The organism is Enterococcus sp. AZ084 (assembly GCF_051714905.1).
GTDB classification, from domain to species: Bacteria; Bacillota; Bacilli; order Lactobacillales; family Enterococcaceae; genus Enterococcus_B; species Enterococcus_B pernyi.
In genome coordinates this window covers 760,001-778,128 of sequence record NZ_JBIOSS010000001.1, presented here as the reverse complement: position 1 = coordinate 778,128, position 18,128 = coordinate 760,001, and the positions used below count along the sequence as shown (strand labels likewise).

16 protein-coding genes and 1 other annotated feature (1 of these 17 cut by a window edge) are annotated in these 18,128 nt (G+C 39.6%); of the genes, 1 reads left to right on the top strand and 15 read right to left on the bottom strand.

Annotated features, from left to right (window positions below; all coding sequences use genetic code 11):
• Positions 1 to 70 precede the first annotated feature (70 nt).
• The 12 genes from IGI79_RS03665 to IGI79_RS03610 all read right to left on the bottom strand — a co-directional run bounded on the left by IGI79_RS03665 (position 71) and on the right by IGI79_RS03610 (position 14,055).
• Positions 71 to 271 carry a cold-shock protein gene (locus IGI79_RS03665; RefSeq protein ID WP_010736076.1) on the bottom strand — a complete coding sequence of 67 codons (201 nt, stop codon included), beginning with the start codon at positions 269 to 271 and terminating at the stop codon, positions 71 to 73.
• A gap of 149 nt (positions 272 to 420) precedes the next feature.
• On the bottom strand, positions 421 to 1,113 hold the full coding sequence (gene radC / locus IGI79_RS03660; RefSeq protein WP_010736077.1) for a RadC family protein: 693 nt from the start codon (positions 1,111 to 1,113) through the stop codon (positions 421 to 423).
• Between the two features lie 63 nt (positions 1,114 to 1,176).
• Positions 1,177 to 1,830, bottom strand: a complete 654-nt coding sequence (locus tag IGI79_RS03655) for an HAD family hydrolase (protein ID WP_019722966.1) — start codon at positions 1,828 to 1,830, stop codon at positions 1,177 to 1,179.
• Entirely contained in the window at positions 1,820 to 3,133 is a 1,314-nt protein-coding gene (locus IGI79_RS03650; RefSeq protein WP_195273367.1) for a bifunctional folylpolyglutamate synthase/dihydrofolate synthase, read from the bottom strand. Before IGI79_RS03650 ends, IGI79_RS03655 begins: the two co-directional genes overlap by 11 nt.
• A gap of 121 nt (positions 3,134 to 3,254) precedes the next feature.
• Positions 3,255 to 5,900, bottom strand: a complete 2,646-nt coding sequence (locus tag IGI79_RS03645) for a valine--tRNA ligase (protein WP_108145661.1) — start codon at positions 5,898 to 5,900, stop codon at positions 3,255 to 3,257.
• Between the two features lie 48 nt (positions 5,901 to 5,948).
• Positions 5,949 to 6,161 (bottom strand) — a binding site (T-box leader).
• Positions 6,162 to 6,264: 103 nt separating this feature from the next.
• Complete coding sequence (locus tag IGI79_RS03640; protein ID WP_195273366.1) at positions 6,265 to 6,918, bottom strand: redox-sensing transcriptional repressor Rex; 654 nt, start codon at positions 6,916 to 6,918, stop codon at positions 6,265 to 6,267.
• Positions 6,919 to 7,177: 259 nt separating this feature from the next.
• A complete protein-coding gene (gene thiI / locus IGI79_RS03635) occupies positions 7,178 to 8,389 on the bottom strand; it encodes a tRNA uracil 4-sulfurtransferase ThiI (protein ID WP_065095655.1) in 1,212 nt (403 codons plus the stop codon).
• Between the two features lie 19 nt (positions 8,390 to 8,408).
• A complete protein-coding gene (locus tag IGI79_RS03630; RefSeq protein ID WP_019723566.1) occupies positions 8,409 to 9,551 on the bottom strand; it encodes a cysteine desulfurase family protein in 1,143 nt (380 codons plus the stop codon).
• Positions 9,552 to 9,750: 199 nt separating this feature from the next.
• Positions 9,751 to 11,472 carry a septation ring formation regulator EzrA gene (locus IGI79_RS03625; protein ID WP_019723567.1) on the bottom strand — a complete coding sequence of 574 codons (1,722 nt, stop codon included), beginning with the start codon at positions 11,470 to 11,472 and terminating at the stop codon, positions 9,751 to 9,753.
• Between the two features lie 203 nt (positions 11,473 to 11,675).
• A complete protein-coding gene (locus IGI79_RS03620) occupies positions 11,676 to 12,230 on the bottom strand; it encodes an HAD family hydrolase (protein WP_195273365.1) in 555 nt (184 codons plus the stop codon).
• A gap of 31 nt (positions 12,231 to 12,261) precedes the next feature.
• Entirely contained in the window at positions 12,262 to 13,101 is an 840-nt protein-coding gene (locus IGI79_RS03615; protein ID WP_195273364.1) for a Cof-type HAD-IIB family hydrolase, read from the bottom strand.
• Positions 13,102 to 13,221: 120 nt separating this feature from the next.
• The gene (locus IGI79_RS03610; protein ID WP_195273363.1) at positions 13,222 to 14,055 is read right to left on the bottom strand and encodes a DUF72 domain-containing protein; all 834 of its coding nucleotides are present in this window, start codon (positions 14,053 to 14,055) and stop codon (positions 13,222 to 13,224) included.
• A gap of 143 nt (positions 14,056 to 14,198) precedes the next feature.
• On the opposite strand from IGI79_RS03610, the gene IGI79_RS03605 reads away from it, so the two are divergent.
• The gene (locus IGI79_RS03605; protein WP_104872725.1) at positions 14,199 to 15,167 is read left to right on the top strand and encodes an asparaginase; all 969 of its coding nucleotides are present in this window, start codon (positions 14,199 to 14,201) and stop codon (positions 15,165 to 15,167) included.
• A 194-nt stretch (positions 15,168 to 15,361) separates the two neighbouring features.
• Here the strand turns inward: IGI79_RS03605 and IGI79_RS03600 are convergent, their stop codons facing one another.
• The 3 genes from IGI79_RS03600 to IGI79_RS03590 all read right to left on the bottom strand — a co-directional run.
• The gene (locus tag IGI79_RS03600; RefSeq protein ID WP_104872724.1) at positions 15,362 to 16,111 is read right to left on the bottom strand and encodes an acyl-ACP thioesterase domain-containing protein; all 750 of its coding nucleotides are present in this window, start codon (positions 16,109 to 16,111) and stop codon (positions 15,362 to 15,364) included.
• A 14-nt stretch (positions 16,112 to 16,125) separates the two neighbouring features.
• Positions 16,126 to 16,959: a fructosamine kinase family protein gene (locus tag IGI79_RS03595; protein WP_195273362.1), complete on the bottom strand. Its 834-nt coding sequence runs from the start codon at positions 16,957 to 16,959 to the stop codon at positions 16,126 to 16,128.
• 176 nt (positions 16,960 to 17,135) lie between these two features.
• Positions 17,136 to 18,128: the 3' portion of an aminopeptidase C gene (locus tag IGI79_RS03590; RefSeq protein WP_023519252.1), read on the bottom strand. 336 nt of this gene lie beyond the right edge of the window; 993 of the gene's 1,329 nt are visible here — the last part of the coding sequence; its start codon lies beyond the right edge, outside the window; it ends in the stop codon at positions 17,136 to 17,138.

Below are 18,128 nucleotides of genomic sequence, written 5' to 3'. Positions count from 1 at the left end.
ACCTCTGTCATCAATTATTTGGTTCGCTCCATGACGAAGCAAGCCTCATAACAGTATATTTTCGTATAGATTACGCTTTTTCAACGTTTGTAGCTTGTGGGCCACGATCTGAATCTTCTACGTCAAAAGTAACTGCTTGACCTTCTTCTAATGTTTTGAATCCGTCACCTTGGATTGCTGAAAAATGTACGAATACGTCGCTTCCATCTTCACGTGAGATAAAACCAAATCCTTTTTCAGCGTTGAACCATTTAACTGTTCCGTTTTCCATTAATAATACCCTCCTCGTGCCAAAGCACTTATTTGATTGTAACATTGCTCGTGTACGATAGAGGTGCAACAGATGTTTCAACTTCTATTCCCAAACAAAATTACATTATAATTGTACACTTGGTTGTTTTTTTTTGCAAGAAAGCTACATCATTCTTTTTCCATTAATCCTTCTTCACGCAAACTAAAGTATTGTTTGCTGCCAATAATCAGATGGTCAAGAACTTCGATCCCCATCATCTCTCCACATTCCTGAATGCGTCGTGTCAATCGCATGTCTTGCTTGGATGGAAGAACGTTGCCGCTGGGATGATTGTGAGCAAGTACCAGCCGTGCTGCCGAATAGCGGACTGCGTAATGGAACACTTCACGAGGATGCGCGATCGTCTGATCCAATGACCCGATGAACAAGGTTTTCTTTAGTAAGATTTGATTTTTTGTATCAAGATAGATGCAAACTAAATGTTCTTGTTTTTGATCTTTTAGTTCTAGGATCAATTCTTTTGCCAATTCATAACTCGCATGGACAGTCGTTGTTTGACGCAACTGATCGACTTGTATCCGTCGACCAAGCTCGATCAATGCTTTGATCTCTAAGGCTTTGACCCGACCAATCCCACGAACCGCTTCTAATTCTGCTAGTGTTGCTTGTCTCAAGAGCGCTAAACCACCAAATTTCTTCAATAACGTACCCGCAACTTCTAATACGTTATATGGATGCTGACCAGTCCGAAGCAAAATGGCTAAAAGCTCTTGATCTGATAACGCATCCTCTCCATAAGTCTCCATCCTCTCCCTTGGTAGAGACGTGGCGGGTACTGTTTGAAGCAAATTTTTTTCCATAAAAAACCTCCTTTCCCGTGCGCTCAAAATAAGATACGAAAAAGGAGGATATTTATTTTATTTTTATTTGATCAATGCCGGAACTTCATGAAGTGAAGAAACAATCGCTGTTGTCTTAGCGGCTAATTCATCAGAAGGCGCTAGTAAATCTGGCACCATGATTACTGGGATTCCTGCACCATACGCTGCTAGTACCCCATTTTGTGAATCTTCTAATATCAATGTCTCCGCTTTTTCAGTACCTAAAAACGCCTGGGCATGTAAAAAGATTTCTGGATCTGGTTTTGCACGTTTGACATTTTCAGCTGAGACGATCGTATCAAAACGATGACGTAGATTATTTTTTTCTAGCAACAGTTCAATGACCTGTCGCTGATTACTTGATGCGACTACTTTTGGGATATCTTTTTCTTCCAAAAAGTTCAAGAATTCTAAAACACCTGGTTTTAATTCAACTTGACCTAAAGCAAAACGATCAAGCGTTTCTTGATAGGAATCGTCGATAAATTTTTGGACAGTTTCTCGACCAAAGTTTGCAAAAATAGTATGGTAGTTCGCCCAAACTTCTTCATCAGAAACGCCTAAAAATCGCAAGTAAAGATCTTTGTCATAGGGAAACCCCATCCGATCGGCTACTGTTTGTGATGCCTCATAATAAACGATCTCTGTATCAAATAATAAGCCATCCATATCAAAAATCACTGCATTAACTTTCATTTTTTCCTCCCAACTGTACAAGCAAACGTCGCACTTCCGAAATAAAATAGAGTGAACCTGTCACTACAAGAACATCCTCAGCCGTCATCTTCTCCAAGATCTCTGCAAGCCCAAATTGCCACATTGAAACAATCGTAACTTTCTCATCAGTCGTTGCTTGGATATCCGACAGCTCAATGGCTTTAGGATAATCAAAAGTAGTGACGTAGATTGTTGCATCTGGTACTTCTTGTAATTGGTGTAACATTTTATCAACCTCTTTTGTTCGTAAAGCAGAGAACAAAAGATGGATATGATACCCTTTGAATTCTTCTTTTAGATTTTGGACTAAACGTGCCATGGCATGCGTATTATGTGCCCCATCTAAAATCACTAATGGTTCTTCACTTAATCGTTCCATTCGTCCAGGCCATTGCGCCTTTTTCAAGCCATTCATCACGTCTTTTTCGCGGAATGGGAGATTCATCATTCCACAATAGATTTGATACATTTCAATCGCCATACCAGCATTTTCAACTTGATGTTTCCCAATCATATGGATCGTCAACTTAGGGATTTTACCAAATTCATTTTGGAATGAAAAAATTTCGCCCCATTCTTCTGCCGGATGTTTGTAGGTAACCGTATAATCCTCTCCACATGCGTGATGTGGCGCATTTTTTAATTTTGCTTGCTTTTCGATCACTGCCATCGCTTCTGGTACGATCTTCCCAGTGACTAGTGGCACATTTTGCTTGATGATCCCTGCTTTTTGAGCAGCGATTTCTTCGATCGTGTCGCCCAAAATATCTGTATGATCCATACCGATCGTTGTGATGCCCGTTAACAAAGGTTTCGCTACGTTTGTTGAGTCGAGTAAACCACCCAATCCCACTTCAATGATCGCGACGTCCACTTGTTCTTCCAAGAAATAATCAAATGCCATAGCAGTCAACGTTTCAAATTCGGTAATGCCAGCTACTGCTTCAAATTGATCCATTTGCTCAACTAGCGGTTGATATTTCTTTACGAATCGAATCAATGATTCATCAGGAATGCCTTGTCCATTGATCGAAATGCGCTCATTGAAGGATTCGATATATGGGGATGTAAATGTCCCGACTGTCAAGCCGGCTTCTTCTAATAAATATCTTAAATAAGTCACTGTAGAACCTTTGCCATTCGTCCCTGCAATATGGATCGTTTTGACTTTTTCTTCTGGGTGTCCGACTACCTCTAATAAGGCCTCTACTCTGTCTAATCCAGGACGTGAGCCAAATGGTAATCGGCTATGGATCCAATTGATTGCTTCTTCGATTTTCACGTTACTATCCCCCCATTCCTCTTCATTATAACAAAAAAGCTTACGTAGGAAACAATGAAATCCAGAAGAGCTCTTTTTACTTAAAAAAGAGAGGCAACTTCCGTCACCTCTCTCTTTCGTCTTACTTGATTGATTTTAATTGCGCAATACGTTCATTGACAGCTGCTTGTTTTTCTAAATAATCTTTTTCTTTTGCACGCTCTGCTTCAACTACATCATCCGGTGCATTCGATACAAAACGCTCATTACTTAATTTTCCTTGTACACGTTTTACTTCGCCTGTCCATTTTGCTAGTTCTTTTTCTAGACGTTGGATTTCTTCTTCAATGTTGATCAGCCCTGCTAAAGGTAAGAAGATTTCCGCGCCAGTCAAGACCGCAGACATTGCTAGATCCGGGGCAGTTACGTCACTTGAGATCGTCAACTCTTCTGGATTACAGAAGCGCTCGATATAGCTAGTGTTTTCATTTAAGAATTGATCGATCTTCGGATCATTTGTTTTGATCAGTAACGTGATTGGTTTTGATAATGGTGTATTCACTTCAGAACGGATATTACGTACAGAACGAATCAATTCTTTCAGTACTTCCATCCCTTTTGAAGCAGCTTCATCATCGTATTCCGGTTGCACGACTGGATAATCAGCCACTACTAAAGATGTTCCTTTATGAGGGATGTGTTGCCAGATTTCTTCTGTAACAAATGGCATGATCGGATGCAATAAGCGTAAGATCTGATCCAACGTATGGACAAGAATACTACGGTTCGTTTGTTTCGCTACTTCGTCCTCACCGTAAAGTGTTTCTTTACTCATCTCGATGTACCAGTCACAGAAATCATCCCAGATAAAGTTATACAATTGGCGACCAGCCTCACCAAATTCAAATTGTTCAAATAAGTCAGTCACTTTAGCGATTGTTTCATTCAAACGTGTCAAAATCCAACGATCGGCTACAGTTTTCTCCCCTGAAAGATCAATATCTTCTACGGTCATCCCTTCAACATTCATGATAACGAAACGAGAAGCGTTCCAGATTTTATTGATGAAGTTCCAAGAAGCATCCATTTTTTCGTAACTAAAACGTACGTCTTGTCCTGGTGCTGAACCATTAGATAAGAACCAGCGTAACGCATCAGCACCGTATTTTTCAATGACTTCCATTGGGTCGATCCCATTTCCAAGAGATTTACTCATCTTGCGTCCTTGTTCATCACGAATCAATCCATGAATTAGTACATTCTCAAATGGACGACGTTCTGTAAATTCCAAGCTTTGGAAAATCATTCGGCTTACCCAGAAAAAGATGATATCATAGCCTGTTACTAATGTACTTGTTGGGAAGTAACGTTGGTAATCTTCATTGTCTTCGTCAGGCCAGCCCATTGTTGAAAAAGGCCAAAGCGCTGAACTGAACCAAGTATCCAACACATCGGGATCTTGTAACCAGTTTTCACTGTCTGCTGGTGCTTCCATGCCCACGTACATTTCACCAGTTTCCTTATGATACCACGCAGGGATCTGATGTCCCCACCATAGTTGACGTGAGATTACCCAGTCATGAACATTCTCCATCCAGCGTAAGAAGGTTTGGTTGAAACGTGGTGGGAAAAACTCAACTGCATCATCAGTTTCTTGATTTTGGATCGCCTTTTCAGCTAAAGGTGCCATTTTTACAAACCATTGTGTTGATAAACGAGGTTCAACAACTACTCCTGTACGCTCAGAATGGCCTACATTGTGGATCATCGTTTCGATCTTGATCAGACGACCAAGTTCTTTTAGATCCGCAACGATCGCTTTACGTGCTGCAAAACGGTCCATTCCTTGATACTTACCTGCTAATTCATTCATCGTGCCATCTTCATTCATGACATTCACTCGTGGGAGGTCATGACGGTTACCGACTTCAAAGTCATTTGGGTCATGTGCGGGCGTGATTTTTACAACCCCTGTTCCAAATTCCATGTCGACATATTCATCTGCTATGATCGGTATTTCTTTATTCACTAGTGGTAAAATGACTTTCTTACCAATCAATGCTTGGTAACGCTCGTCTTCTGGATGAACAGCGATTGCCGTATCACCAAGCATCGTTTCTGGACGGGTCGTTGCGATTTCCACCACACCTGAACCATCAGCCAATTCATAGCTCATATGATAAAAGGCACCTTCGATTTCTTTGTGGATCACTTCGATATCAGAAAGAGCTGTGCGTGCTTGTGGGTCCCAATTGATGATGTATTCGCCACGATAGATCAACTCTTTTTCGTATAGGCTAACGAATACTTTACGAACAGCTTCAGACAAGCCATCATCTAAGGTGAAGCGTTCACGGCTATAATCCAAAGATAAACCCATTTTTGCCCATTGTTCACGTATATGACCGGCATATTCTTCTTTCCATTCCCATACTTGATCAATAAATTTTTCGCGACCTAGATCATAACGAGAAACACCTTGCTCACGTAATTTTTCTTCTACTTTTGCTTGTGTTGCGATCCCTGCATGATCCATCCCTGGTAACCATAACGTATCATAGCCTTGCATTCTTTTTTGACGAATCAACATATCTTGCAATGTTGTATCCCAAGCATGACCTAAATGGAGTTTACCAGTCACGTTGGGAGGTGGGATAACGATTGAATAAGGTTTTGCTTTCTTGTCACCACTTGGTTTGAACAAATCTTCGTCTAACCAGCTTTGATAACGACCCGCTTCTACTTCTTGCGGATTGTACTTTGTGGATAGATTCTTTTCTTCCGTCATACTGTTTTCCTCCTTTAAAATAAAAAAAAACGCCCTAAATACTTTCGTATTTAGGACGTATAAATTACGCGGTACCACCTAATTTGTAATAGTTGCCTATTACCTCTCAAAGTGAGTTAACGATCACTACTCGTTCATCTCTACTCGATTCAAGACAAAAACTCCCAAGCTACCTTCACTAGCTTTCGTTAAGAACGTTCCACCATTCGTTCTCTCTCTCTAAACGTCGGACTAGTTACTCCTCTTGATCAACATCTTGACTCATTTTACAATGGTTAGTAGCCAAAGTCAATAAAAGCTCTTAACGAATCGCTGTTCGATTCACATAAAGACTCCCTTTTTGTGCGATCTTCCCACTTAGTTTTTACTTGGAAGGAAAGACTTGCGAATAATTTTCATCAAAATAGATCAACGTCTGTAGCTCAGTTGTCAGATCGATGTATTGCATATGGACATGTGGCGGAACATTGACACGATCTGGCGCAAAGTTCAAGATCGCAGTAATGCCTCCTTTGACGATTTCATCGATAGCTGCTTGTGAATACTTACTTGGTACAGTCGATATCGCCACTTTGATTCCTTCTTTTTCAACGATTTCACTAAAACGATCCATAGGATAAACCATCACACCTTCGATTTCTTTTTCAACGATGGCTGGATCATTGTCAAATACACAAACAATATTCAAATTTGCATTTCTTCTGAAATTATTGTGTTTCAATGCTTTTCCTAAATTCCCAAAACCAACTAAAGCGATTCTTTTTTCTTCTTCTGTGTTCAAAATTCGATCAAATACTTCAATCAAATAGGGAACATCGTACCCATAACCGCTTCGTCCTAATTCCCCTAAATGAGAAAAATCTCTACGGATCGTGGCAGAAGGTACTTGTGTGATCTCACTAAATTCATTTGATTTGATTCGTTGAACACCAGAATCATTCAACATATTTAAATAGCGCAAATATAAAGGCAACCGTTTCGCTGTTGCTTTGGGTAACGTTTCTGATTTTTCTCGCATATCGTTTCTCCTTGTTAATCATTTCACATAATTTTAGTTTAGCATGGAACAAGGAACCTCGCAATAGGAGGAAGCTTAACTCCATGAAAAACAAGAAAAATAAGGTACCACCCACAAAATTTGACATACAATTTTTGTGGATGGCGCCTTATTTCTCGAGGCTAAACCATTGTCTCGTCCTCTTTCACGTGTCTACTTCTTGAGACTGGATCTTTTATTTCGAATGATCGACTCGTACAAGAAGTACAAGTTCCTTCGTTTAAAGTAAATCAGAAAATTCTTCTACTTGTTCTTTTGCTGTTTCTGTGTGGATCGTTTCGATCTTTAAGCCTGCCAAAGCACGTTCGATCATCCCATCGATATCCAAACGTTCTTCGTATTGATGCACTTTTTCTAGTCGTGGACGAGTCTTAGGCTGTGGCGGTGCAAAAATCGTGCAGCAGTCTTCAAATGGTTGAATGGACAAATCAAACGTATCGATTTGTTCAGCCACTTCGATGATCTCTAATTTATCCATCGTCGCTACAGGACGAATGATCGGTGTATTCGTAACCTCATTGATTGCCACCATACTTTGGAGTGTTTGGGAAGCCACCTGTCCTAATGATTCACCATTTAAAATCACTAGTCCATGACGAATACGGCGGATCTCATCTGTCAAACGAAGCATCATCCGACGTGTGATCGTCATCCAGTAGCCTTGGGGCACCACTCGTTTGATCTCTTCTTGCACTTCTGTAAACGGTACTTCGATAAATTCGATTTTACCAACATAGGGTGTCAGCTTCACTGTTAAGTCTTTCGCTTTTTGCAAGGCTTGTTCACTCGTGTAAGGTGGACTAGCAAAGTGGACAGCTTCAATTTCTACCCCACGTTTCATGGCATAATAACCGGCAACTGGAGAATCGATCCCTCCAGAAAGCATCAACATACCTTTTCCGCTTGTACCGACAGGCAGACCGCCAGCTCCTTTGATCGTTTCATAGGAAAGATACGCACCATCTCGGCGGATTTCCACACGCAACGCAATATCTGGCTTTCTCATTTGTACTTGGATATCCGGAAAAACATCGATGACTGCATTTCCTAATGTTTGGTTTAGTTCATTGCTGTCCAATTCAAAGCTATGATCACTACGTTTTGCAATGATCTTGAATGTTTCTTTTCCTGTATAGATTTCTTGCATGATTTCCTGAACCGCTTGTTTTAAACTTTGTACTTCTTTTTCTACTCGCACGCTAGGTGAAAAGTTTTGGATCCCAAATATCTTCGCTAACTTAGGGATAACTAAGTCTCCGTCTACACCATTCAACAGTAGATGCATCCGATCACGCTCTGCGTGGATCTTGATTTCAGGAAAATCGCTCAATGCCTGTCTGACATTTTGTGCCAACTGCATAATAAAACTTCGACGATTTTTTCCTTTTGTTGAAAGTTCACCATAGCGAACCATGATTTCACTGTACTTCACAAAAACACTCCTCTGTTTCTTAATTGATGACTGAAAACTTCTTGTACAACTGTTTAAAGATGATCATGAATTGTTCGACTTCTGCCATCGTATTGCTTTCATCTAAGCTGACGCGAATCGCTGAAGTAGCTAAATCATTGGGTACTTGCATCGCATGCAGCGTACTACTTGCCATGTGCTTTCTAGAAGAACAAGCGCTTGTCGTAGAGACAAATATTTGTTTTTCTTCTAATGCATGGACCAATACCTCACCACGAATACCTTTTAATGAAAAACACAAAATATGGGGTGCGTAATCTTCACCTTCAGAAAAAATCGTTACTTTATCATACGTATGTAAAGCTTCAATCAATGCTTGTTTAAGATAGGCAGTTTGGTTTGGTTTTTGTGCTTTGATATCTAGAGCTAAACGCAACGCTTTTGCCATCGCGACGATCCCCGGCACATTCTCTGTTCCACTCCGTTGATTTTTCTCTTGTCCGCCTCCAGTGAACAGCGGTGCTAAACGTCGGCCTTTTTTCCAATAAACAAAACCAACACCACGAGGCCCGTGGAATTTATGGGCAGAAAAAGTGGCAAAATCCACACGTTCAGTCAACCATTCCTCTAAAGGAACTTTACCAATCGCTTGTACCGCATCCACATGGAAATGGATTTTAGGAAAATCATTTAAAAAACTACTGATTTCTTTGATTGGTTGAATCGCACCTACTTCATTATTCACTGCCATAACGGAAACCAAAATCGTTTCTTTACGTACTAATTTTTTCAACTCATCTACGCGGACGATCCCTCTTTTATCGACAGGAGCAATACTCACTTCGATACCGAGTTTTTTTAACTGCTCAGCTGTTTCACTGACAGCAGGATGTTCAACGCCTGATATGATCATGTGGTTACCGTAACCTAGTTTTTCAAGCATCGTTCCTTTAAGCACCCAGTTATTTCCTTCTGTTCCACCTGACGTGAAATACACTTCTTCAGGAGACACAGCAATCAGTTCAGCGATTTGTTTTCTCGCTTGTTGTAGCAGACGGTTCGCCTGATTGCCTAAATCGTGTAGACTTGATGGATTCCCGATGATCCGTTGACTTGTTTTGACATACGCATCCAAACTTTGCGGATAGATCGGTGTTGTCGCACTATTATCGAAATATATCATATTTAAACCTTCTTTTTTTGAAATTCTTACCTATTATAACGGTTGTCCCTTGTGCTTTCAAGTGGCGTTTTCTCCGAGTTGGACTCTATAAAAAAATCGATCGAATCAATGTATTCCCTGCCCAACAGTTACGCATCAATGACTTCCAAAAAAAGACAACACTCGGCACTTGCCTGTGTTGTCTTTTTTGATCGCAGGATTATACTAAATCAGGATGATTGAAGTAAAAATCTTCGATTCGTTTGAATGCACCTGGTTCTGTGCGCTCTAATGCTGTGCCGATCTCATCCAAAGCCTCTTGATAGTGATATTCTTTATTGAATAAGTAATAACTCTTTTCAATGGCTTCCTTCACTTCTTCATGTGTGTGACGGTAACGGTTCGCATATTGCAACATTTGCTCGGTTAATGCTGCTGCATCCACTAGATCGTGGGTTTTCTTATCGAGTAACTCTAGATCTTCTTCACATAATGCTACAAGACGTTCGACCTCATCCATGTTGACTCTGATTTTATTCAACACAGTACTCAATTCTTCGATACGTTCTGTTGCCACAAAGAAAAACTCTAGATAATCATTTGGCAAACCTGGTAAACGTTGTTTTTCAACAAACCGTTTAAGACTGCGCAATTTAAATTCGAATGTGTCGATTTTTTCTTGCGCTTCTTTTTCACCTTTTCTTAGTTCGTGTAAAGAATCGCTGATTTCAACCTGTTGGTTTTCAATATCTTCTAATACTTTGAAGACTTTCTTATAGAACGTTCTTACTTCTGAGTAAGGCACTTCATGTTGTTGTAACTGTGGTTTGATTTGTTCGTTTTGACGTTCGATTTCTTCCACTTCTGTTTGGAAACCACGTACACGCCCGATTTCGTTATGGTTCAATGTATAACTTTGAGCGGTATGATCTAATTCGATCAACAATTGACGATTGTTTTTCGTCGCATGTTTGATATATTGTTCGATCGTTGCTTGATTTTTAGTCACAAATACTTGTGCTTCCATCTCACGTTCTAAAATATCGTATAATGCATCGATCAGATTAGCCGTTTCACGATTTTCAAATTCAACAGTTTCAACTTCCGTTTTCTCAATATTGATCAACGAACGTTCGATTCGACGATTGATCGTTTCGATATCGCCAGACAGGTTTTCTTCTGGAAAAACATACTCCTCTTTGATTAAGCGGTCATAGGTCTCTTGGATCTCTTCCACTTGCGCCGGGAAAGTCGTATTCAAATCTTCAAATAATGGCGGGATTTTTTTCATTAACGCATCCACTTCATACGTGTGTTTTTCCGCTTTATCCAGCACTTCACGAGCTTCAACTGGATCACCTGAAGTATTTAACGTAACAAATTGTGTAAACTCATTTTCAATCGTTTTCACTTGCTTTTGTAACTCAGGTAAAGCTGGACCGTATTGCTGTTCTTCTTCTCGGATCGTTGCTTTTAGTTCCTCATAAACGTCTAAAGCTTGTTGAACAGCTAAGGAATTACGTTCTTCTGTTTCACGCAATTCTTTTAAGCCGTCACGAATCTCCGCAACTTCTTTTTCCATTTGGTTCATGGTTGCTTCGGCTTCTTCTACTGCTTTTTTCCCTTTTAGGAATCTAAAGCTCTCGTTGAGATTTTCAACTTCAAAGATCTGACTTTCTAACTCGGCAAATGATGAGGTAGAGATGTCATTCCATTTTTGACTCCATTCACGAAAGGTATTTTGGCTTTGCCCCACTAGATGCATTTTTTTGACATCGTCAACTTCTTCAATCACAGGCAAGTCGAATAATTCTTCCTTGCGTTTTTCTAAGACGTCCAATCGATCTTGGTTTTTTTTCTTCATTACGTAACTAACCAAAAAAGCCAGAATGGCGACTATAATGATTGCAATGACGATCCCGATGATAACATTATTTCCCATTTAAGGTTCCTCCGTTTTCAATATGCATCTACTGTCTCTATTTGTTTATGATCAGACGAATCTGATTTGCATAACATTGTAAATACGTCTTTCGTGCAAAAAGACATCTATTTTATATTATAACATACTATGTTCAGTCATACACTACCTACATAAAAAATCTTTTTTGCTATCTTTCTACCAACTAAAATGAGAAGACCTTATCAAAGACTCGTTGAAGCATTTTCTTCGGCAAACTTTAGTCGCTCTGCCTTCTTCATTTGTTCCTTGATTTCCTTTGCGATCCTTTCTTCAGGTGCATAATCCTTTTGCCAATTGTCTGGCTTCAATACTTTGTTTGTAACAGGATCGTAGTGAGGTTTTCCATCTGGAAACAGTTTTCCCATATTCGCTTGATGGACAATATCAAAAATCCTCGTAGGATCAACGCCCAGCAAAGAAAAAGAGCCATACGTAAAATAAAGCAAATCAGTCAGCGCATCCACTTGCTCGACGAGACTTTCCTCTCCCCAATTTTGTTTTGTGAGAATCTTTTTTTCTGCTTGATCAAGTGCGTGATGCAAGTATTGGACGGAATCATGCAATTTTTCAGCATCACCGTCACTGGCTGCCGCCACAAATTCAACTAATTCTTCGATTTTAAAACCCGCTCGGTCATCTGCATGTTTTTTTGTAAACGCAGTGGGTCTCTCTGGTATTCTTGGATCGAACGTCCGATGGAATTGTTCTACTTTTTGATAAGGTGTTTCTGGTTCCATATTGAATGTATTCCTCCTAACTGACACATATTCAATCGACTACCCCAAAATGCTTCAATCCTCTATAAATACCATCCGCTTCATTTGATGCCGTGACAAAATCCGCTTGCTGCTTCACACCAGTTGGCGCATTGCCCATTGCAACACCGATTCCTACTCCTTTTAGCATTTCAACATCATTGTAATGATCGCCAAACGCCATGATTTCGGACAATGCAATTCCTTTACTTGTCGCAAATTGTTGGATTCCTAACAATTTGGACCCCCCTTTAGGAATAATATCGACCGTATAAGGATTTGAGCGTTGGAACGAACATTCAGGGAATCGTTGGATAAGTTTTTCTTGCTCAGATGTTTGGCTTAATAAAATGCATTGATAAATCGGCTCATTCAAGATCGCTAATGTTTCATACCGTTTTCGTTGTCGGTGAGGACTGAACACTTGTAAGATTTTTTTCAATAGACGTACAGGGAATTTTTTTGGTAAGTGGTTGACTATTTTTTTGATGATGATCGATTGACCTAACATCATCGTCGTTGAACCATCTAATTGATCTCGCCCACCAAAAATGATTTGTCGGTGATGGGCATCCGAAAAGTGGACGATATCCGCTAATACTGTTTTATCAAAAGGATGGTCGACGATCGTTTGATCACGGTCAAAGACTAATTGACCATTGTAGACGACGAACATATCTAGTTCAAGTTCATCGATCACTTCTTTGATTCTTACAGGGCTGCGCCCAGTGGCAACACCGCATAATATGCCCTTTTTTTGTAGTTGATCAATCGCATCTTTAGTTGAAGCCAACGCTTTTGCTTGGTTGTTGACTAATGTGCCATCGATATCAAAAAAAACTGCTTTGATCATGTCGTTCCATCACCTCTTCCGATTATTATTTAGTAAAAATTTCTAGTTGAACAGTTTCATTTCTTATTGGTAAGGCGTGCTTGCTACTTTTTATATAGAGTGGTTACAACAGCCAGGTCTTCAAAACAAATCGATTTGTTTTGGATTTAGCTCATCTGGTTCGATCCCTAAGATTTTTTGTAATGCCAAAGCATTTTCAGCCGCATCTCCACCAGAGTTATTATTGAAGATCACCCCAATATGTTTCGTTGACCCTTCTACTTTTTTGATGGCTGCTGCTAATTCCTGTAACTCTTCTTCAGAATACCGATACAACGTTCTTTTTTTTCGCCAATCCTGATCATTTGCTTGCCAACCTTGCTCATTTCTTCCATGAAACCGGAAAAGGGTAAAATCCGAATTTGTCACGTAAGGATCAAATGGGATCGTCGTGTTCAGTAATTGTGGTTCATCGATGATTGCTAAGGAAAACATTGCGCGAGTCATAAACTGTCTCGTGCGTGATAGAAATTGATCGCTATACCAAGAATAATCACGTAACTCAATAGCTACCGGATAGCCATTGAACCATTTTCTTAGTTTTCTTAAATAGGCAACATTTTCTTTGGTGCATTTAAATGAAGCAGGGAATTGAACTAAAAAACAAAAGAGTTTTCCTGACTCGCTCATTGGTGCCATCACATCTAAAAAGCGTTCAATCATCTCTTCTTCGGATTGATAATACTTCTGCCAGTCACCTTGACCACTGATTCCTTGATAGGCTTTTATCACAAAACGAAAAGCTGCCGGCACCTCATTCACCCACTTTTCCACAGATGATTTTCTGGGGATGCCATAGTAGGCGGTATCTAATTCGACTAATGAAAGGACACTCGCATAATCGTAAAGAGTATTATTCTTTTTTCCTGTTAATTTGTCATGTTCTTTAAATGAAGTCAAGCCAACTTTGATCACGGCGAATCACTTCCATTCGTTTAAATTCATTTTATCTTTTTGTTCAAGTTATTCCGTTTGATTCATTCATAGCAAAACTCTTTTATATAGTATACAATAAGCTAGAAACCCTATGCAAAATTATTCGTGAGGAAGTTCTGAAAATGAAAAAAATTCTTATCTTACACACAGGCGGTACGATCGCCATGAAAGAAAATTCTTTAACAGGTGGCGTAAGTCCAGATGTGGCGAACCCACTATTAGATGCAGAAGTAACGATTCCAGAAAATGTTGATTTGATCATGGAAGATATCTTTAATCTTCCTTCCCCACACATCATGCCTAAACATATGTTACAACTTAAAGAAAGAATCAACCAAGCCGTTCTTTCTGACATCCAAGGGGTCGTGATCACTCATGGGACAGATACGTTGGAAGAAACAGCCTTTTTTCTAGACTCAACGATTGGCGATAAGTTACCGATCGTCTTGACAGGAGCGATGCGTTCAAGTAATGAGCTAGGTAGCGATGGTCTATATAATTTTGAAAGTGCCATTCGTGTAGCAAGTTGTGATGAAGCAAAAGACAAAGGCGTTTTGGTCGTGATGAACGATGAGATCCACTCAGCACGTTATGTCACTAAAACCCATACAACTAATGTCGCTACTTTTCGTACCCCTACATTAGGGCCAATCGGTTTGATCACTAAAAATCGTATATTGTTTATGCAAGAATTACTTGAAACGCAAAGACTAGATATCACTTCAGTCAAAGGTACGATCCCGATCGTCAAAGCCTATGCGGGTATGCAAGGTGATTTATTAGAAGCACTTGCCCATTCGAAAGTCGACGGTCTGGTCATTGAAGCTTTAGGCGCTGGGAACCTCCCTCCGCAAGCATTAACAGCATTAAAGAAACTCTTGATCCAAAAAATACCAGTAGTCTTGGTTTCTCGTTGCTTCAACGGAATCGCTGAACCCGTTTATGATTATGAAGGTGGCGGAAAAGAACTCGCAAATATGGGCGTTATTTTTTGTAATAGTATCAATAGTCAAAAAGCTAGACTAAAACTTTTGATTGCCATCAACGGTGGCTTATCTGAAGAAAATCTGATCAAATTTATGACACAATAAAAAAGCGAGTAAGATGGGGCGTCTTATCATGTCGAAAACTGAATACACGCTTCAACCACATCCTCGATAAACGGAGTTCCGAATGTAACTCCTTCAAAAATAAGCGCGAAAAACCCAAAAATTGAAAGAACAATTTTCGGTTTTTCGCGCTTATTTATCAAAGCAAAACATGTCACAATCTTGTCTCACTCGATTTATTTTGTTTCCTCATTTTTCTCCCATAAGATATTCGCTGCACAATAAAGTTGCTCTTGCATTCTGATCTCATGTCTCGTTTTTACCTCTGTTCCAGAAACTGTTTGTTCATAATGACTCTCGATCTCATTGCCATATTCAACCTCTTTATCAAAGCGGATCAACACATGTTTAGGTGTATGTGTTGTCAGAAAATCATAACCTAACACATCAATGATCCAGTTGAAATACATCGCATTGTTCACATGTTGATTGCTGTCAATATCATAAAATCGAACACGATATGGCAACATCAAGCCAGATTCGATTGGCTCGATTTTTTCTTGTCGTTTGATTTTCTTGATTTTTTCGCTTTCAAAAGGTGCAATGATTTCTTCGTTCACGCTACTCATCTTACGGTTCACTAGATCCATCAAAACAAATACAGATTCGATTTCAACTAATTCATTTCCTTCTTCATCGTGGATCCAAAAATTACGATAGCAAAAGAATTTATTATACTGCATCGCTTGTGTAGTAATAGCGATTTTTTCACCAACATGAGGCAAGCGATTGATTTTCATCGAATAGTTCGTGATTACCCAAGTTAAGCCAAAGCTACTGACAAAGTCGGTTCCTCGGCCCAAATGATCACTTTGTTCTTCCGAAGTCTTGATGACCACACCTAGCATGGACGGAAAAGTCATTGTTTTATTGATATCACATTCATAATAAGATACTTCATGTTTTTTTGTATATTTTTGTGCCAAAAGAAAACCTCCAATTACTTCTTCATTAATATATGATCGACCTGTGTCCCATAACTCTCTCCAAACATATTGAGATGCGCCAACAAGTAATAGAGTTGATAAAGTGGTAAACGACTCTCCCAGCCCTCTTCCAATGGCCAGCTTTCTTGGTAAGCTTCCAGGAATTCAGGACGAAAGCCACCGAACAACTGACTCATCGCAATATCTTGTTCACGATTCCCATAAGAAACTGCTGGATCGATAAACACTGGTCTTCCTTGTTTATCATAGAAAACATTACCACTCCACAAATCTCCATGCAAGAGGCTAGGCGCAATCTTTCGATGATCGTCACGATTTAGTAGTTCTTTTTTTAACCGCTGATACTCTTTTTCACGTGTTTCATTCCATCGATTGTTTTTCTCCGCAATGTCGATTTGAGCCTCCAAGCGATTTTTGAAAAAGAAGGTCCACCAATCTTCTTCAAATGTATTGAGCTGTGGTAAACTGCCTAGATAATTGTCCTTGCGAAAACCAAACTGGGGAGCAGTCGAACGATGGATCTTTACTAGGTCTTTTGCCAGTTCTCGAGGATCACCTTTCCCTGGTTCGATCCATTCCATCAATAGATAGGCACCTTCATTTGTTTCGCCTAACATATAAGTTTCAGGTACACGTACATGTGGTGCAAGTTCTTTCAGACCATCCACTTCTGCTTCAAAAAAGCGTTTGGTCACATGAGGATGGATTTTTAGAAAATAGGATTTTTGCTGTTCTTCAATTCGATAGTTTTGATTCACATCTCCCCCAGTAATCGGTATCACCTTACCACTTAAACGAATCTCTGTTAACACTTCTTGGATATCCATTTTCACTCCTCCTTGCTATTTCACAAGATCGATCATTCATCGATCAAGTACACCCGCAACAACTCCTATATCATTTTAAAGTATAACACAGGTATTTATAAAATCCTGAAATCAAGAGATAAACAAAAAAAGACACAGAAAACTACAAAGTTTTCTGCATCTATTTTGATTTGTTCTTAAGCTAATGCCCCCATTGGGTCCCAAGGAGCTAATAAAATTGGTTCAGCATTAAATGCGGCCAGTTGTTCTTCCGTCAATAAATCTTTGCGGACAACAATTTGATACGTATATTCATCCATCCACTCATCACTCATCACAAAGAACCCTTTATCTCCTACTTTTTCTCCCCAGCTGTTTTCGACTTTCCATTTCGTTGATTTCCCATCAACTAAATCGACACCAGTCAGGACCATCGCGTGAGTCATCAAGCTTTCGCCATGATCTAAACGTTCTGCTTTCGTCATAGAAAAATCTAAATCGAATAATTCATCCATCTCATAAACATCTGTTGCCATGATGCCACTATCTCTTGTAGAAGATTGACCAACGTCACAACCAAACCACACAGATTCTCCTTGTTCCAGTTGAGCGATTGCTAAATTTTTAAAAGTAGTCATATCGACATTAAGGTATTTGACTTCTTTTCCTCCGACAACATTCCCTAACATTTCAACTGTATAAGAGCGATCATACGGTTTGTCTGCGGTCGGTGCATTGATGATACTTACATAATCATCTAAATTCACACCAATATATTTATCGTAAAACATTTGTGGAGTCAATTGTTGATCGATATGGTAATTTTTTTCTTCATCTCGGTATTCAAAATCAAATTCAGTTGGCGGAGTGCCTAAAGAGGTTGTTAGAAATTGATAGATCCCAGCTAACATCTTTTCTTTTTCTACTTGGATCTCTTCATTTGTTTTTCCTTCAGCCACTAATTGACGTAATTTGACAGCATCTTTACGCAATAATTTATTCAAGTAGTTATTCAAATCACGAGAATTTGAACTATTCGCGCTTTCTGGCATCACTGATTTTGGTACGACACCATATTTTTGGAATAATGATACGATCATATCCCATTGTCCACCATCTTGTTGGGGAACAGCCAGTAAAAAAGCGACTTTACGACTGTCTAATGCTTCATTGCCAGTTGCAAGAATATT

What these genes read in the sequence shown, in the direction of transcription:
- IGI79_RS03665 (WP_010736076.1), bottom strand. Translation starts at nt 271, where the DNA reads ATGGAAAACGGAACAGTTAAATGGTTCAACGCTGAAAAAGGATTTGGT.
- radC (WP_010736077.1), bottom strand. Translation starts at nt 1,113, where the DNA reads ATGGAAAAAAATTTGCTTCAAACAGTACCCGCCACGTCTCTACCAAGG.
- IGI79_RS03655 (WP_019722966.1), bottom strand. Translation starts at nt 1,830, where the DNA reads ATGAAAGTTAATGCAGTGATTTTTGATATGGATGGCTTATTATTTGAT.
- IGI79_RS03645 (WP_108145661.1), bottom strand. Translation starts at nt 5,900, where the DNA reads ATGACGGAAGAAAAGAATCTATCCACAAAGTACAATCCGCAAGAAGTA.
- IGI79_RS03640 (WP_195273366.1), bottom strand. Translation starts at nt 6,918, where the DNA reads ATGCGAGAAAAATCAGAAACGTTACCCAAAGCAACAGCGAAACGGTTG.
- IGI79_RS03630 (WP_019723566.1), bottom strand. Translation starts at nt 9,551, where the DNA reads ATGATATATTTCGATAATAGTGCGACAACACCGATCTATCCGCAAAGT.
- IGI79_RS03625 (WP_019723567.1), bottom strand. Translation starts at nt 11,472, where the DNA reads ATGGGAAATAATGTTATCATCGGGATCGTCATTGCAATCATTATAGTC.
- IGI79_RS03620 (WP_195273365.1), bottom strand. Translation starts at nt 12,230, where the DNA reads ATGGAACCAGAAACACCTTATCAAAAAGTAGAACAATTCCATCGGACG.
- IGI79_RS03615 (WP_195273364.1), bottom strand. Translation starts at nt 13,101, where the DNA reads ATGATCAAAGCAGTTTTTTTTGATATCGATGGCACATTAGTCAACAAC.
- IGI79_RS03605 (WP_104872725.1), top strand. Translation starts at nt 14,199, where the DNA reads ATGAAAAAAATTCTTATCTTACACACAGGCGGTACGATCGCCATGAAA.
- IGI79_RS03595 (WP_195273362.1), bottom strand. Translation starts at nt 16,959, where the DNA reads ATGGATATCCAAGAAGTGTTAACAGAGATTCGTTTAAGTGGTAAGGTG.